This window comes from Corynebacterium sp. MSK218 (genome assembly GCF_030232655.1).
Taxonomy (GTDB): Bacteria; Actinomycetota; Actinomycetes; order Mycobacteriales; family Mycobacteriaceae; genus Corynebacterium.
In genome coordinates this window covers 89,883-112,235 of sequence record NZ_JASPGN010000003.1, presented here as the reverse complement: position 1 = coordinate 112,235, position 22,353 = coordinate 89,883, and the positions used below count along the sequence as shown (strand labels likewise).

Here is a 22,353-nt window from a genome sequence, read left to right as displayed (position 1 = left end):
GCCTTCGTGAATACAACAGCGCTGGCCCTGGATAACGTTGTCAAGACCTATGGTGACGTGAATGCGGTAAACGGGTTAAGCTTCCGCGTCAATCGAGGCGAGATCCTCTGCTTGCTGGGCCCTAACGGCGCCGGTAAAACGACCACCATTGACATGTGTGAGGGGTTTACCACGCCCACATCTGGCACGATCAAAGTCCTCGGTCTCGACCCTTCCAGGCAACCGGATGCCGTGCGCTCCCGCATCGGCATTATGTTGCAAGGCGGCGGTTCCTATTCCGGAATCAAGGTGCGCGAGATGCTCAAACTCAGCGCTTCCTATAACAAGAATCCTTTGGACCCAGACTGGCTGCTTGATGCTCTCGGCCTAGGTGGTGTCGCGAACAATACCTACCGGCGTCTCTCCGGCGGACAACAACAGCGGCTGTCCTTAGCCCTCGCCATCATTGGGCGCCCAGAACTGGTGTTCCTCGACGAGCCCACCGCCGGCATGGATGCTCAATCGCGGCTTGCCGTGTGGGACCTCATCCGCGCCTTGCGCGCCGATGGCGTAACTGTCGTGTTGACCACGCACCTTATGGATGAAGCCGAGTCCTTATCCGACCATGTGGTCATCATTGACCACGGCAAGCTCGTAGCGAGTGGAACCACCACGGACCTTATGGCCTCAACGGAGACCTCCCAGGTGAGCTTTGAAACCGCCAGCCCGGTGGACATCGATAAGCTCCGCTCCGCAGGTGTCAATGCCGAAACGGTTCGCCCCCTGCACTACCGGCTGAGCACCCCCGCTCATCCCGAGGCAATTGCTGCTCTCACCGCGGAGCTGGCCCGGCAAGATGTCCTCGTGCGCAGCCTCGAAACATCACACCGCAATTTGGAAGATGTGTTCCTTGACCTTACCGGTCGGGAGATGCGCAGCTAGCAATCATTTATTTCCGCGCATCACGCTCGCGGAACGCTTCACGGAGACTACACAATGAGCACTTTCGCACCAGGTACGTTTACTCCTCAGCCGCAGCGCGTCGGCGTGGCATCGATGGCTCGCGCCCAAGGCGCTATCGAGTCAAAGCTCATGCTGCGTCATGGTGAGCAACAACTTCTCAGCATCATCATTCCTCTCGCTATCCTCATCGGCGCCCACCGCCTAGAGAGAACCACCGGTCACGGTATCGCTGAGATTTTCCCAATGGTGCTCGCTGTCGCCGCAACCTCGTCCGGGTTTACCGGCCAGGCAATCTCCCTTGCCTTTGATCGCCGCTATGGGGCCCTCAAACGAACAGGCGCCTCTGGCGTTCCCGCCTGGGCCATCGTCGTGGGCAAGATCATCGCCGTGCTCTCCATGGTCGTCCTCCAAGTTCTCGTCCTCGGCACAACGGCAACGATTCTGGGTCTGCGTGTAGGGGTGGAGGGTATTGCCGTGGGCCTCGTCGCTCTTGTGCTGGGTGTCGCGGCTTTTACGGCACTGGGACTTCTCCTCGGCGGCACTTTAAGTTCCGAGGTAGTTCTGGCCGTGTCCAACCTCATCTGGTTTATCCTCCTCGGCACCGTGGGATGGGTCATGTTCTCCCAGGGCTTGGGCGATAACGGGCTTCTTACCCTCGTGCCTACCGTGGCAATGGCGGCCGGCCTCGATACCGCGTTGAACGGGTCTTTCCCCGGATTCGAGCTCCTGGTTCTCGCGGGCTGGGCCGCGGCGGCGTCGGTTGCTGCGGTGCGATGGTTCCGCTTCGATGGCTAAATGTGACTTTTCTCCCCAGGTAGCTGTGCCAGGCTCCTGGTATTAGTTCCGGGCGCGCCCGGGCGGTAGGGTTAAAAGCTGTGAGTACCGCCAATATATCGTCGCCCCCATCATCCGTTCAGGCAACCCGTGGCCAAGTTGGCCCATCGGTGAAGATGCAGCGCATCCTCGCGCTGATCCTTCTTCTATGCCAAGGTGGCATCACTGTTTCCGGCTCCATTGTTCGCGTCACCGGCTCCGGTTTGGGCTGCGTGACGTGGCCTAACTGCCATCCCGGCTCGTTGGTTCCGCTCAAAGGCGCGGCCCCTCTGGTCCACCAGGTCATCGAGTTTGGCAACCGCCTCCTCACCTTCGTCGTCGCAGCCGCCGCTGTGGCCACAATCGTGGCGATGTACAAGGCAAAGCGGCGGAAAGAACTCAAGGTCTATGCCTGGCTGGGGCTCTTCGGCATCGTGGTGCAGGCGCTCATCGGTGCGCTCTCGGTCATCCTCAAACTGTCGTGGTGGTCTGTAGCGATCCACTTCCTTCCGTCCATGGTGCTGGTATGGATTGCCGCTCTGCTGTACTCGCGCATCGCCGAACCTGACGAAGGGATTCCTACCCGTCTCTTCCCTGCTGCTATTCGTACCCTCGCGGTGGTTGCCGCTATAGCACTGTCTCTTGTCTTGCTTACTGGCACCTTTGTGACCGGTTCGGGAACGCATTCAGGTGATGCCGGCGTCGGCATGGAGGGCCGGCTTGGCGTTGATACCTACGGCATGGCCGTCATTCACGCGATCTGCATGTACGTATATCTCGCGCTGACACTGGTCGTCGTATTCCTCCTACACCGCTCTGATGCGCCGACGGCCGCTAAGAAGGCTGGCTGGGTGCTCATCGTGTGCATCCTCGTGCAGTGGGCCATCGGAGTGCTCCAGTTCTACCTGCACATTCCTCGCTGGACTGTGCCCTTCCACGTCGGCATGTCCTCTGTTGTGACCGCGTTTACCGCGTTGCTGTGGGCTCATGGCCAACGCCGCATCCTCAAAGAAGAGCAGCCGTCCGCGTCCGTGCAGTAGTTGCTGCCCAGCGCGTTGAAAGCCGAACGGGGCAAAAAGGCGCGGTCTCCCCTCATGACGGAGACGGCGCCTTTTTGCTGCGCTCTCACCGTTATGTCGTTTAGCCTAGGTATATGCATGCAATTCAGGTAACCACGACCGGAGGACCTGAGGTCCTCACCTACACAGAGGTGGACAACCCCGCGCCGTCGGAGGAGCAGTTGCTTGTCGATGTCTCCGTGGCCGGCGTCAACTACATCGATACGTACTATCGTGAAGGCATTTACAACGCCTCTACCCCGTTCATCCTGGGTCTTGAAGGCACGGGACGAGTCGTCCACGATCCTAAGGGCGAGATTGCTGAGGGCACCATGGTGGCCTGGGACCATGCCTTTGGCTCCTATGCGGAGCAAGTGTGCGTGCCCCGTGATCGCGTCGTCGCCGTACCGGACGAGATTCCCTCAGCCGTTGCCGGCTCCATGCTTCTGCAGGGAATGACTGCCCACTACCTCAGCCATGGCGTCTACCAGCTCGGTGAAGGCGCTTCCTGCCTCATCACAGCCGGTGCCGGCGGAGTGGGCCTCATCCTCACCCAGATGGCCAAGTCACTGGGTGCAACCGTGTACTCGGTGGTCTCAACTGAGGAAAAGAAAAAGCTCGCCTACTCCGCCGGCGCTGACGAGGTCTTTCTCTACAGCGAGGGACTAGCTGAGCAGGTGCGCCGCTTTAATGGTGGCCGGGGCGTCGACGTGGTCTATGACGGCGTGGGCAAAGATACCTTTAACGAGTCCCTTGAGGTTGTCCGTCCCCGCGGCACCGTGGCACTCTTCGGCGCTGCCAGCGGTCCGGTTCCCCCGATGGATCCGCAGTTGCTCAACAAACACGGCTCCATCTTCCTCACTCGTCCCTCCCTTGGTGCGTGGACGGCACAGGAAGGCGAGTTCCAGATGCGTGCGCAGGCGGTCGTCCAAGCAGTGATCGACGGTGACCTCAACTTCCGTATTTCCGCCGAGTACCCCCTCGCTGAGGCCGAGCAAGCACACCGCGACTTGCAGGAGCGCAAGACAACTGGCTCGATTGTGTTGCGCGTACGCGAGGATTAAAAGAGGGTCACAGACCAGCCGAGCATTCGACCGATGGGCTCCCAGCCCACTACGGCGTCGACAGACAAGCCGATAAACAGTACCGAGAGGTAGTTGTTGGAGTAGATGAACAGGCGCATGGGCTTAACCTTGGCGCCCTGTTTGACTCCTTGGTGAAGGCGAATGGCCATCCATAGGAAGACCGCTCCCGAAGCTACCGCAGCGACGAGGTAGATCCACGATGCGGCCGGAATGATAAGCAGGGTAACTATGACCGTGCCTACCGTGTACCACACAATCTGGCGGGTCACTTCAGCTTCTGGGGCCACGACCGGCAGCATCGGTACGCCTGCCTTGCGATAATCCTCTTTGTACTTCATGGCGAGCGCCCACGTGTGCGGCGGCGTCCAAAAGAAGATGATGAGGAAAAGGACAATTGCCTGCCACCAGCGGTCCGGCTCCCCTGCCGGCGCATTATCGCGGATGACTGCCCAGCCCACCATTGCTGGCATGCAGCCGGCAAGGCCGCCCCACACAATGTTTTGTGCGTTTCGCATCTTGAGAAACTTGGTGTAGACGAAGACGTAGAAGAAATTGGTGAGCAGCACGAAAAAGGCTGCGAGCCAGGAATGAGCCAGCACGCCAAGCCAAAAGACCGACAGCGCCAACATAATCCATGCGAAGATCGCGGCATTGCGACGCGAAATGGTGGCGCGCACGAGTGGGCGTGCACGGGTGCGCTGCATCTTCTGATCGATTTCATAGTCCACAACATTGTTGAATGTGTGGGCCGCGGCCGCGCCCATCCAGCCGCCAAAGATGGTGGAGATGATGAGCCAGAAGTTCGAGGACACCGCCTCAAATCCGCGTTGTGCCTGGAGCATCGCCGGGATTGCCGCAACGAGGAGGAGCTCAATGATCCTCGGCTTCGTTAGCGCAAAATAGGCCTTGATGGTCTCCAAGGAACAGTCCTCCGTAAATCCGGCTACACCAGCGTCTGGGTTATGGGTCTTTGTAGTGGTCGGCTACGCGCACTGAAAAGTTCCCACGCATCCCACTGAGCTTGAGCACACAGGCGCTAGCCTCAACCATGCCAGCCTACCGCTCGGAACCCGGTTTCTATAATTCGGCGGAGCGTGGCCAAAAGCGCCTAGACTGTTGAACGGTATATCTGTTTCCAGAAGCGAAGTGAGGTTTTCGCCGTGTCGCACGAGAAGTTGTCCCCAGAACTGCAGGCTATGGTCCAGCGCCGCTACCCTTCCGACTGGACCGACCTTGATACCCGCGCTGTGGACACCGTGCGTGTACTGGCTGCAGACGCTGTCCAAAACTGCGGTTCGGGCCACCCGGGTACTGCGATGTCGTTGGCACCGCTGGCCTACACGTTGTACCAACGCGTCCTCAACCACGACCCCGCAGACGTGCACTGGGCTGGCCGTGACCGCTTCGTACTGTCCGTTGGTCACTCTTCCCTGACGCAGTACATCCAGCTTTTCCTCGGCGGCTTCGGCCTCGAGAGGGAGGATCTCAGGGCGCTGCGCACTTGGGGCTCCAAGACCCCGGGCCACCCGGAAGTCCACCACACCGACGGTGTCGAGATCACCACGGGTCCATTGGGCCAAGGCCTTGCTTCCTCGGTAGGTATGGCCATGGCGGCGCGCAAGGAGCGCGGGCTTTTCGACGCTTCCGCTCCCGCCGGCGAGTCTCCCTTCGATCACTTCATCTATGTCATCGCCTCCGACGGCGACCTGCAGGAAGGTGTCACCGCTGAAGCATCGTCCCTCGCGGGCACCCAGCAGCTGGGCAACCTCATCGTCTTCTGGGATGATAACCGTATTTCCATTGAGGACGATACGAATATTGCCTTCAATGAGGACGTGGTCAAGCGCTACGAGGCTTATGGCTGGCACGTGCAGACTGTGGAATCCGGCGAGGATGTCGAAGCCCTCGAAGCTGCCGCTGAGGCGGCCCGCGCCGAAACCACCCGCCCATCCTTCATTCGCGTCAAGACGGTCATCGGCTACCCAGCCCCCAACAAGATGAACACCGGTGGCGTCCACGGTGCTGCCCTGGGTGAGGACGAGGTCGCCGCCACCAAGGAAGTCCTCGGCTTCAACCCTGAACAGCATTTCCACATCGACGAGGATGTTCTGGCTCATACCCGTAAGCTCACCGCGCGCGGTGCCCAGAAGCACGCTGAATGGCAAAAGAAGTTTGACGAGTGGGCAGCAGCCAATCCGGAGGAAAAGAAGCTTTTCGATCGGCTCCAGGCCCGTGAGCTACCGGAGAACTTTGCCGCTGAACTGCCCTCCTGGGAGGCCGGTGAATCACTAGCAACCCGTAAGGCGTCTGAGGCCGCTATCCAGGCACTGGCGGCGTCCTTGCCGGAGATGTGGGGTGGCTCCGCCGACTTGGCGGGCTCCAACAACACCGTCATCAAGGGTGCTGATTCCTTCGGCCCAGAATCCATCACCACGAACGCATGGTCCGCACAGCCCTATGGCCGCAACCTGCACTTCGGTATTCGTGAGCACGCGATGTCCGCGATCATGAACGGCATCGCACTGCACGGAAATACCCGTGTCTACGGCGGTACCTTCCTCATTTTCTCCGAGTACCAGTATCCGGCCGTGCGCCTTGGAGCCCTCATGTCCACTGATACCTACTACGTGTGGACCCATGATTCCATCGGCTTGGGTGAGGACGGTCCTACCCACCAGCCGGTTGAAACCCTCGCAGCCCTGCGTGCCATCCCGAACCTCTCCGTCATCCGTCCGGCAGATGCCAACGAAACTGCCCAGGCTTGGGCCGCGGCAATGGAGTACAAGGCTGCACCGAAGGGCCTGGCCCTCTCTCGTCAGAATCTCCCGGTTCTCGAGGGCACCAAGGAGAAGGCCACCGAAGGCGTTCGCCGCGGCGCCTACATTCTTGTCGAGGCTTCGAAGGAGACCCCGGATGTCATCCTGCTGGCCACTGGCTCCGAGGTGCAGCTGGCCGTTGAGGCCGCTAAGCAGCTTGAGTCCGAAGGCACCGCTACCCGCGTAGTCTCTGCTCCGTGCTTGGAGTGGTTCGATGAGCAAGACACCGAGTACCGCGAATCCGTCCTTCCTTCCTCCGTCCTTGCCCGCGTGTCCGTCGAAGCTGGTGTGTCGATGCCATGGCACAAGTACACCGGTTCCTTCGGCCGCACGGTTTCGCTGGAGCACTTCGGTGCCTCTGCCCCGGCAGGCGAGCTTTTCGAGAAGTTCGGTTTCACAGCCGAGGCTGTAGTCGATGCCGCCCGCGATGCCCTCGGCGCCGCTCAAGCTAACTAGTCCACCGCCAACTTGCCCACGCTATTTCTTTAGCCCCACACCACGGCGTTTCGCCGCCGGACACGAAAGGATTCCGCACTCACCATGACGCACATCGATGATCTCGCTGAACTTGGCACTTCAACATGGCTCGATGATTTGTCGCGCGAGCGCCTCGATTCAGGTAATCTCCGCGAGCTTCTCACCTCCAAGTCCATCGTGGGTGTCACCACGAATCCGGCTATCTTCGCATCAGCGATGTCCTCTGGAACCTCCTACGACGCTGATATCGCTGCGCTGAAGGATCAGGAGGCAACGGCTGATGACGCTGTCTACTCCCTCGCCATCGACGATGTCCGCAATGCCTGCGATGTTTTCTCGGATATCTTCGACAAGACCGGAGGACGCGATGGCCGCGTTTCCATCGAGGTGGATCCGCGCATCTCCGCGGATGCTGAGGCCACGTTGGCTCAGGCCCGTGAACTGTGGGCGAAGGTGGATCGTCCCAACCTCATGATCAAGATTCCGGCTACGGAAGGTTCCCTGCCAGCTATCACGGACGCCCTCACTGAAGGTATTTCCGTCAACGTCACCCTGATTTTCTCAGTGGAGCGTTACGCTGAGGTCATCGCTGCCTACAAGGAAGGCATCGCCCGCGCGGCGAAAGCCGGTAAGGACGTCTCCGCTATCCATTCCGTAGCATCCTTCTTCGTGTCTCGCCTTGATACCGAGGTGGACAAGCGCCTCGAATTGCTAGGTAGTGACGAAGCTTTGGCACTTCGTGGGAAGGCCGGTGTGGCCAATGCTCAGCGTGCCTACGCACTGTTCACCAAGGAGTTCGGCGCCGATTCTGGGCTGCCAGAAAGCGCGCAAGTACAGCGTCCGCTATGGGCATCCACGGGTGTGAAGAACCCCGAGTACCCCGCCACGCTGTATGTCTCCGAGCTGGCAGGCCCGAACACGGTGAACACCATGCCGGAGAAGACTATCGACGCTGTCCTTGAACAGGGCAACCTGCACGGCGATACGCTCAGTAACGCTGGTGCACAGGCAGATAAGGTCTTCGCACAACTGGAAGCAGTGGGCATTGACTTCGCCGATGTCTTCTCTGTGCTGGAGCAAGAAGGCGTGGACAAGTTCGTCACTGCGTGGGAAGAACTCCTCTCCTCGATGACGGATCGCTTGGCTTAGCCGCCGCCTTCTCCGAGTCCATCCGCAGCCGGAAAAACCGCGCTGCGAAGCATCTCTTTAAGGTTCAGCCGCACCACTCGCCCCACCAACACACAGGCAACTATCGTTGGTGGGGCGCGTATCGCTATGCTGGGCTGTTGGACTTACCTCACACAGACCGAAAGGACACTTAGTGAGCACTACCAGCGCGTGGGTCAACCCGTTGCGCAACGCGAAGGACAAGCGTCTTCCGCGCATTGCTGGACCCTCTGGCATGGTGATTTTCGGCGTGACCGGTGACTTGGCACGCAAGAAGCTCCTGCCGGCCATCTACGATTTGGCCAACCGCGGTCTGTTGCCGGCCGGCTTCACCCTCGTAGGCTACGGCCGCCGCGACTGGGACAAGGACGCCTTCTGCGCCTACGTTCGCGAGGCTGCCGAAGCAGGCGCCCGCACTACCTTCAATGAGCATGTCTGGGAGCACCTAGCCAAGGGCATCGAGTTTGTTCAAGGCAACTTCGATGATGCCGGCTTTGACAAGCTCTCAGCGCGGCTGTCTGAGCTCAACACCTCCCGTGGCACGGGTGGTAACTGGGCCTACTACTTGTCCGTTCCACCAGAGTTCTTCTCTGATATTTGCCACCAACTGGAACGTGTAGGCATGGCCGATAGCACGGAAAGCTCATGGCGCCGCGTCATCATTGAGAAGCCATTCGGCCACGATCAGGCTTCCGCCCGTGAGCTCAACGAGATTGTTAATGCCGTCTTCCCAGAATCGTCGGTCTTCCGTATCGACCATTACCTGGGCAAAGAAACCGTGCAAAACATCATGGCGCTGCGCTTTGCCAACCAGATCTTCGAGCCGATGTGGAATGCGCACTACATCGACCACGTCCAGATCACGATGGCTGAGGACATTGGCCTAGGCGGCCGAGCCGGCTACTACGACGGTATTGGCGCTGCGCGCGACGTCATTCAAAATCACCTGCTGCAGTTGCTTGCACTTGTCGCCATGGAGGAACCATCTTCCTTCGCCCCGGCAGCCCTACAGTCCGAGAAGATTAAGGTCTTGGAAGCCACGCAAGCGGTGCATCCGCTCAACAAGACCACCGCTCGCGGTCAATACTCGGCCGGTTGGCAAGGTTCGGTGTATGTCAAGGGTTTGCGTGAAGAAGAAGGCTTCGATCCCGAATCCACGACCGAGACCTACGCCGCCTGCACTCTCAAGGTGAATTCGCGCCGTTGGGCTGGAGTCCCCTTCTACTTGCGCACTGGCAAGCGCTTGGGCCGACGTGTCACCGAAATCGCCCTCGTGTTCAAAACTGCCCCACACCAACCTTTTGACCAGGGTCAGGCCGAGGCACTCGACCAGAACGCTGTGGTTATCCGTGTTCAGCCGGATGAAGGCGTGACCATGCGCTTTGGTTCAAAGGTTCCAGGTTCCACGATGGAAGTCCGTGATGTCAACATGGACTTTGCTTACGCCTCCGCCTTCACCGAAGAGTCCCCCGAGGCTTACGAACGCCTCATCCTCGATGCGCTTTTGGATGAGTCTTCGCTCTTTCCCACCAACCGTGAGGTTGAATTGTCGTGGTCCATCCTGGATCCCATCATTGAGTACTGGTCTGGTATTGGCCAGCCCGAACAGTACCGCGCGGGAACGTGGGGACCCGAGTCCGCTGATAGAATGCTGCGCCGTCAGGGTCACTCCTGGCGCCGTCCGTAGGTCCTGAGGAGTACAGCACCATGATTATCCCTTTGCCCGATACGACGACGCGCAAGATTTCCCAGAAGCTCGTGGAGATGCAAGAGCACTACACCCTTACCACGGGCCGCGTGCTCACACTTATCGTCATGACACAGGAAGGCGATGACCTTGACAATCTGCTGGACTCTGTCCGCGATGCCTCTCATGAGCATCCTTCCCGCGTGATCGTCATTGCGCGCGCCAATCCAGCTGATAAACCGCGCCTTGACGCGGAGCTGCGTGTTGGCGGCGAGGCTGGTGCTTCCGAGATCGTAGTCATGCATCTCCACGGCGCTTTGGCCGACCAAGCAGAGGCAGTGGTCACTCCCCTGCTGTTGCCCGATACACCTATCGTGGCGTGGTGGCCTACGGCCTGCCCTCAGTCCCCAGCTTCGGTTCCGATTGGTAGGCTGGCTCAGCGCCGCATCACCAACGTGGCCCATGGTGATGGCGTCGATCAATACGACCTTCACCTGTTGTCGTCAGGTTATAAGCCGGGTGACTCCGATATGTCCTGGGGCGCTATCACCTTGTGGCGCGGCATTGTTGCGTCGGCGCTGGACCGCCACCCGCACGAGCCTGTGACCTCGGTGGAAATCGCCGGTGCACACAACCATGCAGCCGTGGACTTTGCCGCAGGGTGGCTTCTCGACGCCCTCTCCGTCCCCGTCCACCGCACCGTCACTGAGTGCGACGACAACACGTTCCCGATTGCTTCCCTGGTGTTCCGCCGACCGACTGCAGATGTCAGCATTACGGTCGTCGACTCCGAAACCGTCAAGGTCACCGTTCCAGGCTCACCGGAATCCCTCGTGAGCCTAGCGGTTCGCTCGGAAGCTGAGGTGCTGTCCGAGGAACTTCGCCATTTAGACGCAGACAGGACATACGCCCATGCTCTCCGTGCTTTGGCGAACGTAGACTACAGTGAGAAGCAATAAAGAAACTGAACCTCGATAGTTTTCACGAAGGATCGCCCTGCACCATGGTTACTCTTCACCGCGTCAGCGATGTAGACGAACTCATATCCTCCGCCGCTCTCGCATTCGTCGATGCGATTGCGGCAGTCCAGACCCCGGGCGGCGGCCTGCATAAAGATGGCGTCGCCCGCGTAGTGCTCACCGGTGGCGGCGCAGGGATTGGTCTCCTTCGCGAGCTGGCGCGCTTGGACCACGCTGCCAAGACGCAGGGACCCGATTTCCCTGCGCTCGCGGTGGATTGGTCTCGCGTTCATGTCTTCTTTGGTGACGAGCGCAATGTGCCAGTCACGGACCCCGATTCCAACGAAGGTCAAGCCCGTGAAGCACTCCTCAGCCACGTAGATATTCCAGAGCAGCACATCCACGGTTATGATCTCGGCGCTATCTCGATGGAGCACGCGGCTCAGGCCTACGAGGGCGAGATTCGTGAGTTCGCTCCTGAAGGCTTTGACCTCCACTTGCTGGGCATGGGCGGAGAAGGCCACATTAATTCCATTTTCCCGCACGCAGAGGCTGTGTACGAAGACAAAGACTATGCCTTTGCAGTCCATGATTCGCCCAAGCCCCCGGCAGAACGTGTCACGCTGACCTATCCTGCGATTAACCGTTCGCAGCGCGTCTGGTTCCTCGTCGCGGGCGAGGAAAAGGCAGAGGCCGCAGCGCATCTTGTCGCAGGCGACGCTGCTGAGGACTGGCCCGCTGCCGGTGCCCACGGCACCGAGGAAACTGTTCTATTCCTCGCTGACAGTGCTGCCACTGAGCTATAGAGCATAGAGTCCCTCAGGCTTTTAGAAAGCCGACTCACTAGGGACTTCTCGCATCAACGACAAAAGCCGCGACCTTACCTTCTTGAAGGAGGTCGCGGCTTTTGGTTCTGCTACCCACACGCACATGGCGTGCAGAGATAAATATTCTAGCTGTACGCCTGAAGCAGGTTCAGGGCCACGATGCAGGCGAGCCAGATAATGACCATGACCACGGTGTAGCGATCAAGGTTCTTCTCCACCACGGTAGAACCAGAAAGGTTGGACTGCACGCCGCCGCCGAAAAGACTCGACAGGCCGCCGCCCTTGCCCTTGTGCAGAAGCACGAAGATGGACATGAGGATTGCGGCAATCACCAGGATGATTTCCAGTGCCAAGATCATGAAATAGTTCCTTGTTTACACGGTTGAAGCGTTTGTAATGGTTGCGCGGCAACAAGACGGCACTACTGGAGGTGCCTCAGTATCTAGCCAGCGCAGGATATTCCTCGATGCTACACCATAAAGCGGGCCGGAAACCATTCCGACCCGCTTAGCGGTAGTGCAGCTGTGTGGTGCAGCGGCGTGAGTGCGTCAGAGCCTAAGCATCCGAAGCAGCGTTAGCTGCCAGCTTGGCAAACTCCTCACCCTTGAGCGATGCGCCGCCAACCAGACCGCCGTCAACGTCCGGCTTGCCTACGATTTCAGCAACGGAGTCAACCTTGACGGAGCCACCGTAGAGAATACGGATGCTCTCTGCAACGTCATCGCCACCAAGCTCGCGGACGAGGTCACGGATGGCCGCGCACACTTCCTGAGCGTCATCAGCAGAGGCCACCTTGCCGGTACCGATGGCCCACACTGGCTCGTAAGCAATAACAGTCTTGGCCAAGTCATCGGCTGACAGGCCCTCCAGCGAGTTGCGGGTCTGGGTAACCACGTAATCAACGTGCGTGCCCTTTTCGCGAACGTCAAGCGGCTCGCCTACACAGACGATAGGGCTGATGCCATTGGCCAGAGCCGCAGCGGCCTTCTCAGCCACGAGTTTGTCGGTCTCGCCGTGGTACTGGCGGCGCTCGGAGTGGCCAACGACTGCCCACGAGCAGCCCAGAGCAGAGAGCATCTTGCCGGAAACCTCACCGGTGTAGGCGCCGGACTCGTGCTTGGAGATGTCCTGGGAGCCGTAGGTGAACTTGAGGTCGTCGCCGTCAACAAGAGTCTGCACAGTGCGGATATCGGTGAACGGAACCATGAAGGCGACGTCGACCTTCTCGTAGTAATCCTTCGGCAGTGCAAAGGCGAACTTCTGTAGGGAGCCAATGGCTTCCTTGTGGTCGAGGTTCATCTTCCAGTTGCCTGCGATAAGTGGGGTACGTGCCATGATGTGCCTTTCTACAGGTTGAGCTTGAACGTAGTGGATTAGGACTCGAGGACCTTGACGCCCGGCAGCACCTTGCCCTCCAGGAACTCCAAGGAAGCGCCGCCGCCAGTGGAAATGTGGGAGAAGCCTTCTTCGTCGAGGCCGAGGAGGCGGACGGAGGCTGCGGAGTCGCCACCGCCAACGACGGTGAAGGAACCGTTCTTCGCGGTGGCATCGATGATGGCCTGTGCGACACCTGCGGTGCCCTTGGAGAAGGCCTCCATCTCGAAAACGCCCATGGGGCCATTCCAGAAGACAGTCTTGGAGGTAGCGATGACCTCATCGAACTTCTTCACAGACTCCGGTCCGATATCGAGGGACATCCAGCCTTCCGGAATCCCGTCGAGCGCGACGACCTTGTTCTCAGCGTGAGCATCGAACTCAGTGGCTGCTACTAGGTCGACTGGGAGAACAATCTTGTCGCCGAAACGCTCAAGCAAGTTCTTGCAGTTGTCAATCTGATCCTCCTGCAGCAGAGAGTTCTGAACGTTGTAGCCCTGTGCTGCCAAAAGCGTGTAGCACATGCCACCGCCGATGATGACCTTGTCAGCCTTGCCAGCCAGTGCCTCGATAACGCCAAGTTTGTCGGAGACCTTAGCACCGCCAAGAACGACGACATAGGGGTGCTCCGGCTCCTTAGCCACAGCAGCGAGAGTCTCTACTTCCTTCTGGACGAGCTTGCCAGCGTAAGCGGGAAGGCGCTTAGCCACGTCGTAGACGGAAGCCTGGGCGCGGTGGACAACGCCGAAACCGTCGGAAACAAAGGCTCCGTTGTCAGCGGCTAGAGCGACAAGTTCATCGGCAAAAGCGCCACGTTCAGCTTCTTCCTTCGAGGTCTCACGCGGGTCGAAGCGAACGTTTTCCAACAGGAGAACATCGCCATCGTTGAGGCCGTTCGCGCGTTCATGAGCGTCCTCACCGCTGACATCGCCGGCGAGCGCAACGTACTGGTCGAGAGCTTCGGACAGAGCCTCAGCAACCGGCGCCAGCGAGTACTTCGGCTTGACCTCACCTTTCGGACGTCCCAGGTGAGCGGACAGGATTACCTTGGCGCCGCCCTCCACGAGTGCCTTGATGGTGGGAAGGGACGCAGTGATGCGGCCGGAGTCAGTGATGTTTCCTTCATCATCCAAAGGGACGTTGAAGTCCGAGCGCACGAGGACGTGGCGGCCCTCGACGCCTTCTGCGAGCAGGTCATCCAAAGTCTTGAAAGCCATGGTGTTCTCCTTTAATGGTCTGTGTTCAAGCTAAAGGTTAGAGGTATTCAGTTAAGAAGTGTGGGAAGGTGTATCACTATCACCCCCACAGACGACAACCGGCCCAGCGCACGCCACGATAGCGAGGGCGTAGTGCATGGGCCGGAGTAGTCACAGCGTTGTCACTGTGGTCATCTAAAGGCGCCGGAGCCTTAGAGCTTGGAAGCTACCAGGGAGGTGGTGCGGACCAGCTGGTTGGTGTAGCCCCACTCGTTGTCGTACCAGCCAAGTACCTTGACGAAGTTGCCGTTGGACACCTTGGTCATACCAGCATCGAAGATGCAACCGTGCGGGTCAGTGATGATGTCGGTGGAGACAATCGGGTCCTCGGTGTAGCCCAGGGTCTCACCGAACTCGCCGGTAGCGGCTTCCTTGATAGCGGCGTTGATTTCCTCAGCGGTAACCTCACGAGAAGCCTGGAAGGTCAGGTCGGTAGCGGAACCGGTGATTGTCGGCACACGCATGGCGTAGCCGTCGAGCTTGCCCTCCAGCTCCGGGAGAACCAGGGAGACAGCCTTGGCTGCACCGGTGGAGGTCGGAACCATGTTCACGGCTGCGGCGCGAGCGCGGCGCAGGTCGCGGTGCGGAGCGTCCTGGATGCGCTGGTCACCGGTGTAAGCGTGGATGGTGGTCATCAGGCCCTTTTCGATGCCGAACTTCTCGTGCAGGACCTTGGCCATCGGAGCGAGGCAGTTGGTGGTGCAGGATGCTGCGGAGATAACGTTGTGGTTGGCAGCGTCGTACTCGTCAGAGTTGACACCATAGACGAAGGTTGCGTCAACGTTCTTGCCCGGTGCGGAGATGATGACCTTCTTGGCACCAGACTCGAGGTGAGCCTTTGCTGCTTCACCATCGGTGAAGAAGCCGGTGGACTCGATAACAATGTCGACGTTGTGCTCGCCCCAGTTCAGGTTCTTCGGGTCGCGCTCAGCGGACACGGCAATTCGGTGACCGTTAACGGTGATGGACTCATCATCGTGTTCAATCTCGCCATCAAAGCGGCCGAGAACGGAGTCATACTTGAGCAGGTTTGCCAGAGTAGCGTTATCGGTCAGGTCGTTGACGGCGACAACCTCGAGGTCATTGTTGCCCTGTGCAACTGCACGGAAGAAGTTACGGCCAATGCGGCCGAAGCCATTGATGCCTACGCGAATGGTCACGGTAATGTCTCCTCAAATAATCGAGTGAAGTTCTGCGTGGGGACGTCCGATAGGCGGCCACTCTCTTGTGACGTCGTCGTCGGTTTTCCCAACACGGCCGATACTACCCACGGATTTTGACCTTCGCACAGGTCCGTAGCTCCCTCAGTGAACGCGCTAGCAGCATGTTCAAAAGAGGCGTACACTGGTAGAGCGTCTTTTAGCGCTCGGGGGTCAGATACACCGTTACACCTGCAGATATGCCCGTTCATGTGGGATTGTGTTGCATAGTGTTGAAACGACGTGGGATATGTCACCCAACCAAAAACTAGTTAAGCCACCCAGACATATATTCAGGGTGGCTTCGCCGAAATCCGTCAGACTCATGTCCGAACGGGCATCAACATGGCTTAGGCATCATCGAAAAGGTCCTCGGTGACGGACTTTGTTGTGTCGGGGACGCCTAGCTCTTTCGCGCGTTTATCTGCCATGGACAGCAGTCGTCGGATACGGCCCGCTACTGCATCTTTGGTCATCGGCGGGTCCGCCAGACGTCCTAGTTCTTCCAAGGACGCTTCACGGTGCTGTACGCGCAAACGGCCTGCATCGGCCAGGTGCTCAGGTACGTCATCCCCCAAAATCACCATTGCACGCTCGACGCGCGCAGCTGCAGTGACAGCCGCACGCGCCGAGCGGCGCAGGTTGGCATCGTCAAAGTTGTCGAGGCGACGGGACGTATCATGAGCTTCGCGCTGAATGCGCTTCTTCTCCCAGGTCAGGCGAGTTTCTTGTGCACCCATACGAGTCAACAGCGCACCAATAGCGTCACCGTCGCGTACTACGACACGGTCCGCACCACGAGTTTCCTTCGTCTTAGCTGGCACACCTAGGCGGCGGGCACAGCCCACAAGCGCTAGCGCTGCCTCTTGGCATGGGCAGGTAACTTCCAGAGCTGAAGAACGCCCCGGCTCAGTGAGCGATCCCTGGGCCAGGAATGCGCCACGCCACGCGGCCTCATTATCGGCAATAGAACCGGAGATAACTTGCGGTGGCAGGCCCACTACTGGGTGCCCAGAACGCGTCACCAGACCGAGTCGACGGGTAAGCTCCTTCGCGCCAGACGTGATACGTACCTGAATGCGGTTCTTCTTTGACGAAGACGCGGGACCCGCTAGGTGCGTCGTGGCGGTGATCGAATACAGCTCATCCAACGCCGCGACGAGGCGGTCAGCCACCTTTTTAGACTCCAGCTCGACGTCGTAGGTGACGCGCTCGCCAGTGACGTGAAGCTCGCCAGCGAACCGCAAGATAGCCGCAACCTCTGCCGCGCGGGCAGACTGACGCGGTACGGAAACCGCCGTTAGTTCCTCCTTGACCTGATCGGTCAATGACGCAGACACCTCGTGTCTCCCCTTTCGACTGTTGATGCCGCCATGCGGCTGTAAGTGCCCCATAGTTTAACGTGCGGGCCGTGCGCACGCGCACGCCAGGGGTTCTACCGCACCTTGCTGGCCGAACTAAGCAGTACGTCGATGCTTCGGCTAGTGGGTCTCTCTGGCGTACTCGCTGTAGAGCTCATTAAACACCGCAGCAAGCTTATCGGGACAATGCTTGTTAAGGGTTTGCCCGTTGTCATCGACCTGGCACACGTCCCGGAATACCGCCGTCGCTCCTAGCACGCTTGCAGCACGCTGAACAAAGACACGCTCGGATTCATTCGGCAAGCTTTCGCTGTCGACGATAACGCGGTCAACCCGTAGATTCGGGGCATGTTGTGCCAGTACGTGAAGGTGACGTTCGGCAGAAAACCCTTGGGTTTCTCCCGGCTCGGCAGACAGATTCAGGACGACGACACGCAGCGCGTCCGAGGACGTTATAGCTTCCACGATGTCCGGAACCAACACGTGTGGCAAGACAGAACTAAACCACGATCCAGGCCCTAGGGTAATCATGTCCGCTTGATGTAGCGCGTCAAGAGTTTCTGGGTTTGCATCCGGACGTTCCGGAATGATGCGCACGCGGCGTACCTGTCCCACCGTCGAGGCAACGGCTACTTGGCCGCGCACTGCGCGCATGACACGGGGGTCGTCGTCAAGCCCGGCAACATCTGCCTCAATATTAAGCGGGAGGTTGACGGACGGGAGCACCCGTCCAGCGGAGTCCGTTAGCTTAGCCACCGCATCGAGCGCGGCCTGGAAATCACCCAGCACGTCGCTCAATCCGGCGATGAGCAGGTTACCCACGGCGTGTCCAGCCATGGCACCATCGCCGCGAAAACGGTGCTGCAAAGTTGTGGCCCACAGCTGGCCTTCTTCGGAATCACTGGACAACGCAGCTAACGCCATGCGTAGGTCCCCGGGAGGAATGATGTCAAGCTCACGGCGAAGCCGACCGGAAGAGCCGCCGTCATCCGCCACTGTCACAATGGCAGAGATCGCTTCGGCGCCCGTACGGCGAGCTGCCAGCAGGGTTTGGTAAAGACCATGGCCACCACCAAGGCTAGCCATGTGAGAAGGAGCTATGGTCACGTAGGTACCGGCTTTCGATGTGTGGTGTGAGAGAGAGTGAAACTAATCGCGATTAATGTCGCGGTGCAGCGTACTGACGTCGATGTCCCCGCGCTCGCGCAGCCTGCGCGCGACTTCTTCAGTAATCGCGACGGAGCGGTGGTGACCACCGGTACAGCCAATGCCTACCGTGATGAAGTTCTTTCCTTCATGGCGGTAGCCAGTCAGCATCGAGTCAAACATGTTGATGAAGTTCTGGATGAAGGGCTGTGCAGCATCACGTGACAAGACGTAGTCAGCTACAGGCTCGTCTGTACCGCGGTAGCCGCGCAGTTCCGGAACCCAATAAGGATTGGGAAGGAACCGGACATCGACGACGAGATCGGCATCACGCGGTGAGCCATGTTTGAAGCCAAAAGACTCAAGCGTGACGTGCTGGCGTTCATGCCCCATCTCACCGAACGACGCCTCGATAGCTCGGCGCAGGTCGTGGATGGATAGATTAGTTGTGTCGATGATGATATCGGCACGGTCACGAATCTCCTGGACGGCTACGCGCTCACGTTGGATACCTGCCTTGAGGGTCTCCCCGTCCTGGAGCGGGTGAGTACGACGTACCGAATCGAATCGACGAATAAGGACATCATCGCGTGCATCGAGGAAAAGAAGCGTGGGCTTCATATCCAACTCAGTCAGCTCATCCAGTGTTTCTGGAAGGGATCCCGGGAACATACGGGAGCGCACATCCGTCACCGCCGCAATCTTCGTCACCGGTGAGTCCGGGCGTGCACAAAGCTTGAGCAGGTCAACGATGGCTTTCGGCGGGATGTTGTGGGCCACGTAGTAACCCTTATCCTCCAACACCTTGGCTGCCGAGGTTAGGCCTCCACCGGACATGCCGGTCACCAAAATGGGCGGGGAATCAAACAACGTCATGGCCTCTATTCTTACCACCTCACCTGAAGATTCGGTGTGAAAACGGCAACGAAACCGTGACGGGGTACAACTTCCTACAGCGAGGTCTGCGGACGCTTAGGACTTAGTCCTTATGCAGGTGGTCGTACACCGTCTGCGCGAGCTTCGGGCCAAAGCCTTTGACCTCCGCGATATCCTCCACGCTGGCTTCCTTGAGCTTCTTCACGGAGCCGAAATGTTTGACCACATCAGTGCGTCGTTGTGGCCCCAAGCCTGGTATGGAGTCCAGCACGGATGTCCGCATGCGCTTGGAACGTTGCTGACGGTGATAGGTAATGGCCACGCGGTGCGCCTCATCACGCAGGTGCTGAAGTAGAAAGAGCGCTTGCGAATTGCGTGGGAGGATAACGGGTTCATCGTCACCAGGCACCCAAATCTCCTCCAGACGCTTAGCCAAGCCAATCAGGGTGACATCGACAATGCCCAGTTCGTCGAATACTGCCTGGGCAGCTGCCACCTGGGGCGCACCGCCGTCGACGATGAACAGCTGTGGAGGATAGGAGCTGCGAGTCGAGTTGCTGGCGGCTTCCTCGCGCACTCGTTCGTCAGCGAATGTGGTGTTCTCCAGTTCCTCATCCGGCACGGCGCGTTTGTCATCGTGGTGGTGTTTGAAGCGGCGTCGGGTGACCTCAGCAATGGAGGCCACGTCATTGGAGTGCCCGTCACCGGCGGCTTCCTTAATGCGGTAGCGGCGGTAATCCGACTTGCGCGGCAGACCATCTTCGAAGACAACGAGGGAGGCCACAACATCGGTGCCTTGGATGTGCGAAATGTCCGTACATTCAATGCGCAGCGGTGCGGAGTCCATGCCCAAGGCTTCCTGCAGTTCTTGCAGCGCCGCCGACCGTGCAGTGAGGTCACCAACGCGTTTGAGCTTGTGCTGACGCAGCTGCTCCTTAGCGTTGCGTTCTACGGTCTCCATGAGCGCGCGTTTATCACCGCGTTGCGGGACACGCAGGTCTACTTGGGCGCCGCGCAGTTCCTCCAAAACGATCTTGACTTGGTCGGCTTCCTCAGGTGGGACCTGCACCAAGATTTCACGCGGAATAGCGTTGCCGCGATGCACGTCGGTGTGGGACTCTTGGTCTACTCCCCTGCGCTCCAGTTTGGCGTCCTCGGCGGCTTCTTGGCGCTGCCTGTCGACGGCATCGGAATAGAACTGCACAAGAAAGTTCTGGATAAGCGCCGGCAGCCCAGGGTCCGGCTTGCCCTCCTCGATGGGCTCCGTCGTGGCTTGGTCGCCCGATCGCTCGACTACCCACCCGCGTTGGCCGCGGATACGGCCTGCACGCACATGGAAGATCTGTACTGCTGCTTCAAGCTCATCGGAGCAAAACGCAATGAGATCGGCGTCAGTGCCATCAGAGAGCACCACCGCCTGCTGCTCCATGAGCTTGTCAATCGCGCCCAAGTCATCACGGAGGCGTGCGGCCAGTTCGAACTCTAGCTTCTCCGAAGCTTCTTCCATCTTGCGGGTCAACCGCTTACGCACTGGCGCAGTGTTGCCGTTCATGAAGCTTATGAGTTGGTTCACCGTCTCGCGGTGTTCTTCGGGGCTGACCCGCCCAATACATGGGGCATCGCACTTGCCGATGTAGCCCAGCAAGCACGGCCTGCCTAGGCGCTCGTGGCGGTTGTACACGCCTTTAGCGCACGTGCGCATGGGGAACACACGGGTGAGGAGATCGAGTGACTCACGTACTGCCCACGCATGCGAATACGGTCCGAAATAGCGCACGCCTTTGCAGCGCGGGCCACGGTAGAAAAACGCACGCGGGATAGTCTCCCCCACCGAAACCGCCAGCATAGGATAGGTTTTGTCATCGCGGTACATGACATTGAACCGCGGATCGAAACGCTTAATCCAGGTGTATTCCAGCTGGAGTGCTTCCACCTCGCTGGCCACCACAGTCCATTCCACCGACGCGGCTGTGAGAACCATCTGGCGGGTCCGCGGATGCAGTTGCGTGATGTCCTGAAAGTAGTTGGACAAACGCGCACGGAGGTTCTTTGCCTTGCCCACGTAGACAACGCGGCGGTTCTCATCCCGGAATTTATAGACGCCCGGGTCCGTAGGAATGCTTCCAGGAGCCGGGCGGTAAGTCGTGGGATCAGCCACTAGTCATCCTGCGGCATGTAGCGGGCTTCAAGGTCACGGAAGGAACGCACCTTCGGGATCACGTCAGCCTTATCACCGGATTGCAGTGCCCACACCGGCACGTACTCGAAGTCCGGCAGCTCGATGCGAGCCATTCGCGAACCTTCCGGGAAGGACAGGCCGTAGATCACCTGCCATGGATAAAAGCGCGTACCCACAATGTTGCGAACCTCCACACCATCAGAATTAGCGCGAAGACGCGGACGGGTAAGCGCGATCCAGGACAGGACGGAGATCAGCACGCCCACTCCGGGGAAAGCGAATTTATCAATAGTGGTCACGCTGGCGCCGGTAAAGGACAAACCTACGGTAAAGCCCATGAAGAGGTGCGCCGCCATCACAAGAATGACCCAGACGATGGCTACTTTGCGCAGGAAGGGCGAGCGGGCTTCGTACTCCCAAGGCTTCGTCGATGTCTGAGCGAAGGGATCGGCACTGGTATAGGCCAACATCTGTTCTTCGCTCAGTTCGGGGCGAGCAGTATTCGGCTGCTCCTTATCCGAAGGAACCTGTGGGTTCGTCATCGAGTCCTCCATCCGTTTATCACTCCCGTTTCTCGGCGTCGCCTACCGCAGCTAGGGCCGCGTCACCCATCAACTGCGCAGGCTACTGCGGGGTCGACTCGTTCAGTGTACGCAAGGCGTGCACGGTTTCTAAAGCTGCATGCATGGATTCCGCGCCCTTGTCTTCGGTGGAATTGTCAAAACCGGCGCGGTCAACTGCTTGGTCATACTCGTTGACGGTAAGCACACCATTGCCTACCGGCGTCGACTCATCCAGAGCAATGCGAGTCAGGCCTTGTGTTACCGAGTCACACACATAATCAAAGTGCGGGGTCCCACCGCGTACTACGCATCCCAGCGCAACGACGGCATCGTGCGTACGTGCCGCAGCTTGGACCACTACCGGCAGCTCCAGTGCACCGACGACGCGCACAGCGGTCACTTCGGCACCTGCTGCTTCAGCGGTTTCAATAGCGCGGCGGTGCAGCTGATCGCAGATCTCCTCGTTCCACGTCGCCGTCACCACAGCTACGCGGATACCTTCACCGGAGACATTCTTCGGGGTAGGAAGGCCTTCTTTGCTCATTGTGTGCTCCTTTGTGAACGTTGA

Annotated in this window: 20 protein-coding genes; 9 read left to right on the top strand and 11 right to left on the bottom strand. The window is 59.2% G+C overall.

Annotated elements, in window-relative coordinates; translation table 11 throughout:
- The first annotated feature begins 6 nt into the window (after positions 1–6).
- The 4 genes from QP922_RS03425 to QP922_RS03410 all read left to right on the top strand — a co-directional run bounded on the left by QP922_RS03425 (position 7) and on the right by QP922_RS03410 (position 3,877).
- Positions 7–921 carry an ABC transporter ATP-binding protein gene (locus tag QP922_RS03425; protein ID WP_284807927.1) on the top strand — a complete coding sequence of 305 codons (915 nt, stop codon included), beginning with the start codon at positions 7–9 and terminating at the stop codon, positions 919–921.
- Between the two features lie 54 nt (positions 922–975).
- Positions 976–1,737: an ABC transporter permease gene (locus tag QP922_RS03420; RefSeq protein ID WP_284807926.1), complete on the top strand. Its 762-nt coding sequence runs from the start codon at positions 976–978 to the stop codon at positions 1,735–1,737.
- Between the two features lie 155 nt (positions 1,738–1,892).
- Positions 1,893–2,795: a COX15/CtaA family protein gene (locus tag QP922_RS03415; RefSeq protein ID WP_284808032.1), complete on the top strand. Its 903-nt coding sequence runs from the start codon at positions 1,893–1,895 to the stop codon at positions 2,793–2,795.
- Positions 2,796–2,908: 113 nt separating this feature from the next.
- A complete protein-coding gene (locus tag QP922_RS03410; RefSeq protein ID WP_039675262.1) occupies positions 2,909–3,877 on the top strand; it encodes a quinone oxidoreductase family protein in 969 nt (322 codons plus the stop codon).
- Here QP922_RS03410 and QP922_RS03405 read toward each other — a convergent pair.
- Positions 3,874–4,818, bottom strand: coding sequence for a heme o synthase (locus QP922_RS03405; protein ID WP_284807925.1), 945 nt, complete (start codon positions 4,816–4,818; stop codon positions 3,874–3,876). The genes QP922_RS03410 and QP922_RS03405 overlap by 4 nt on opposite strands.
- A 276-nt stretch (positions 4,819–5,094) precedes the next feature.
- Between QP922_RS03405 and tkt the strand changes: the two genes are divergently transcribed.
- The 5 genes from tkt to pgl all read left to right on the top strand — a co-directional run bounded on the left by tkt (position 5,095) and on the right by pgl (position 11,810).
- On the top strand, positions 5,095–7,170 hold the full coding sequence (gene tkt / locus QP922_RS03400; RefSeq protein ID WP_284808031.1) for a transketolase: 2,076 nt from the start codon (positions 5,095–5,097) through the stop codon (positions 7,168–7,170).
- Between the two features lie 84 nt (positions 7,171–7,254).
- Complete coding sequence (tal, locus tag QP922_RS03395; protein WP_284807924.1) at positions 7,255–8,340, top strand: transaldolase; 1,086 nt, start codon at positions 7,255–7,257, stop codon at positions 8,338–8,340.
- A 253-nt stretch (positions 8,341–8,593) separates the two neighbouring features.
- Positions 8,594–10,045 carry a glucose-6-phosphate dehydrogenase gene (zwf, locus tag QP922_RS03390; protein WP_502869585.1) on the top strand — a complete coding sequence of 484 codons (1,452 nt, stop codon included), beginning with the start codon at positions 8,594–8,596 and terminating at the stop codon, positions 10,043–10,045.
- 20 nt (positions 10,046–10,065) lie between these two features.
- A complete protein-coding gene (locus QP922_RS03385; RefSeq protein ID WP_070671164.1) occupies positions 10,066–11,004 on the top strand; it encodes a glucose-6-phosphate dehydrogenase assembly protein OpcA in 939 nt (312 codons plus the stop codon).
- 44 nt (positions 11,005–11,048) lie between these two features.
- Complete coding sequence (gene pgl / locus QP922_RS03380; RefSeq protein ID WP_070671161.1) at positions 11,049–11,810, top strand: 6-phosphogluconolactonase; 762 nt, start codon at positions 11,049–11,051, stop codon at positions 11,808–11,810.
- Between the two features lie 146 nt (positions 11,811–11,956).
- Here pgl and secG read toward each other — a convergent pair whose 3' ends face one another.
- The 10 genes from secG to ribH form a co-directional block, all read right to left on the bottom strand.
- Positions 11,957–12,190 carry a preprotein translocase subunit SecG gene (gene secG, locus QP922_RS03375; RefSeq protein WP_039675251.1) on the bottom strand — a complete coding sequence of 78 codons (234 nt, stop codon included), beginning with the start codon at positions 12,188–12,190 and terminating at the stop codon, positions 11,957–11,959.
- Positions 12,191–12,386: 196 nt separating this feature from the next.
- Positions 12,387–13,166 (bottom strand): triose-phosphate isomerase, encoded by a 780-nt coding sequence (tpiA, locus tag QP922_RS03370; RefSeq protein ID WP_070671159.1) that lies wholly within the window; start codon positions 13,164–13,166, stop codon positions 12,387–12,389.
- 38 nt (positions 13,167–13,204) lie between these two features.
- Entirely contained in the window at positions 13,205–14,422 is a 1,218-nt protein-coding gene (locus QP922_RS03365; RefSeq protein ID WP_070671157.1) for a phosphoglycerate kinase, read from the bottom strand.
- A gap of 191 nt (positions 14,423–14,613) precedes the next feature.
- Complete coding sequence (gene gap / locus QP922_RS03360; RefSeq protein ID WP_070671156.1) at positions 14,614–15,621, bottom strand: type I glyceraldehyde-3-phosphate dehydrogenase; 1,008 nt, start codon at positions 15,619–15,621, stop codon at positions 14,614–14,616.
- 389 nt (positions 15,622–16,010) lie between these two features.
- On the bottom strand, positions 16,011–17,000 hold the full coding sequence (whiA, locus tag QP922_RS03355; protein WP_070671154.1) for a DNA-binding protein WhiA: 990 nt from the start codon (positions 16,998–17,000) through the stop codon (positions 16,011–16,013).
- A gap of 141 nt (positions 17,001–17,141) precedes the next feature.
- Positions 17,142–18,107, bottom strand: coding sequence for a gluconeogenesis factor YvcK family protein (locus QP922_RS03350; protein ID WP_284807922.1), 966 nt, complete (start codon positions 18,105–18,107; stop codon positions 17,142–17,144).
- Positions 18,108–18,170: 63 nt separating this feature from the next.
- Complete coding sequence (rapZ, locus tag QP922_RS03345; RefSeq protein WP_284808030.1) at positions 18,171–19,052, bottom strand: RNase adapter RapZ; 882 nt, start codon at positions 19,050–19,052, stop codon at positions 18,171–18,173.
- 94 nt (positions 19,053–19,146) lie between these two features.
- A complete protein-coding gene (gene uvrC, locus QP922_RS03340) occupies positions 19,147–21,201 on the bottom strand; it encodes an excinuclease ABC subunit UvrC (protein WP_284807921.1) in 2,055 nt (684 codons plus the stop codon).
- Positions 21,201–21,764, bottom strand: a complete 564-nt coding sequence (locus QP922_RS03335) for a PH domain-containing protein (protein WP_070671146.1) — start codon at positions 21,762–21,764, stop codon at positions 21,201–21,203. Before QP922_RS03335 ends, uvrC begins: the two co-directional genes overlap by 1 nt.
- Positions 21,765–21,846: 82 nt before the next feature.
- Complete coding sequence (gene ribH, locus QP922_RS03330) at positions 21,847–22,329, bottom strand: 6,7-dimethyl-8-ribityllumazine synthase (RefSeq protein ID WP_284807920.1); 483 nt, start codon at positions 22,327–22,329, stop codon at positions 21,847–21,849.
- Positions 22,330–22,353 lie beyond the last annotated feature (24 nt).

What these genes read in the sequence shown, in the direction of transcription:
- QP922_RS03420 (WP_284807926.1), top strand. Translation starts at nt 976, where the DNA reads ATGAGCACTTTCGCACCAGGTACGTTTACTCCTCAGCCGCAGCGCGTC.
- QP922_RS03415 (WP_284808032.1), top strand. Translation starts at nt 1,893, where the DNA reads ATGCAGCGCATCCTCGCGCTGATCCTTCTTCTATGCCAAGGTGGCATC.
- QP922_RS03410 (WP_039675262.1), top strand. Translation starts at nt 2,909, where the DNA reads ATGCATGCAATTCAGGTAACCACGACCGGAGGACCTGAGGTCCTCACC.
- tkt (WP_284808031.1), top strand. Translation starts at nt 5,095, where the DNA reads ATGGTCCAGCGCCGCTACCCTTCCGACTGGACCGACCTTGATACCCGC.
- tal (WP_284807924.1), top strand. Translation starts at nt 7,255, where the DNA reads ATGACGCACATCGATGATCTCGCTGAACTTGGCACTTCAACATGGCTC.
- zwf (WP_502869585.1), top strand. Translation starts at nt 8,594, where the DNA reads ATGGTGATTTTCGGCGTGACCGGTGACTTGGCACGCAAGAAGCTCCTG.
- QP922_RS03385 (WP_070671164.1), top strand. Translation starts at nt 10,066, where the DNA reads ATGATTATCCCTTTGCCCGATACGACGACGCGCAAGATTTCCCAGAAG.
- pgl (WP_070671161.1), top strand. Translation starts at nt 11,049, where the DNA reads ATGGTTACTCTTCACCGCGTCAGCGATGTAGACGAACTCATATCCTCC.
- secG (WP_039675251.1), bottom strand. Translation starts at nt 12,190, where the DNA reads ATGATCTTGGCACTGGAAATCATCCTGGTGATTGCCGCAATCCTCATG.
- tpiA (WP_070671159.1), bottom strand. Translation starts at nt 13,166, where the DNA reads ATGGCACGTACCCCACTTATCGCAGGCAACTGGAAGATGAACCTCGAC.
- QP922_RS03365 (WP_070671157.1), bottom strand. Translation starts at nt 14,422, where the DNA reads ATGGCTTTCAAGACTTTGGATGACCTGCTCGCAGAAGGCGTCGAGGGC.
- QP922_RS03350 (WP_284807922.1), bottom strand. Translation starts at nt 18,107, where the DNA reads ATGGCTAGCCTTGGTGGTGGCCATGGTCTTTACCAAACCCTGCTGGCA.
- QP922_RS03335 (WP_070671146.1), bottom strand. Translation starts at nt 21,764, where the DNA reads ATGACGAACCCACAGGTTCCTTCGGATAAGGAGCAGCCGAATACTGCT.
- ribH (WP_284807920.1), bottom strand. Translation starts at nt 22,329, where the DNA reads ATGAGCAAAGAAGGCCTTCCTACCCCGAAGAATGTCTCCGGTGAAGGT.